The following is a 513-nucleotide window of genomic DNA, read 5'->3' on the forward strand; positions in this document are numbered from 1 at the left end:
AGTTACCAAACGGATATTTACCCAGCACAACTTACTACTGTGTATCGAACTCTGAAATTTTAGGGGCAATCCGAGTTCGCAAAGGTACTAATGCCAACGTAGAAAATGTCATTGGGCATGTTGGCTACGAAACTAGACCGTCAGCTCGTGGTAAAGGTGTAGCCTCATTTCTCCTCGCTTGGGTGCGAGACCATGTTGTCACTGACTCAGTTATTGTTACTTGTTCAATTGACAATCCAGCGTCCCAAAAGGTTATCGAAAACTGTGGCGGTGAGTATTTGGGCACCTACATAAGTGAAACTGAGGGCACTGTAAGGCGCTACCGTTTAGCACGCACATAACAAGGCGTTTAAGGCAGATTCGCAACGCGTGGCATTCTTAGTTCAAATGGAGTTTTGTGTTTAAGGTGTAATGGTTTGAGTTAGGTGGTGGCGTTGCTCACTACTTAACGCGGCGTTAGTACGGGTTTGACATCAAAGGTCATCAGTTTTGGTGTTTATCTGTTTTGGCGCT

General features: G+C 45.2%; 1 protein-coding gene. It reads left to right on the forward strand.

Features of this window, described 5'->3' with window-relative positions:
• The coding region (locus R7E78_RS30705) for a GNAT family N-acetyltransferase (RefSeq protein ID WP_318059218.1) at positions 1 to 341 on the forward strand (341 nt) is incomplete at its 5' end.
• Positions 342 to 513: the final 172 nt, after the last annotated feature.

The organism is Vibrio sp. YT-19(2023) (assembly GCF_033337395.1).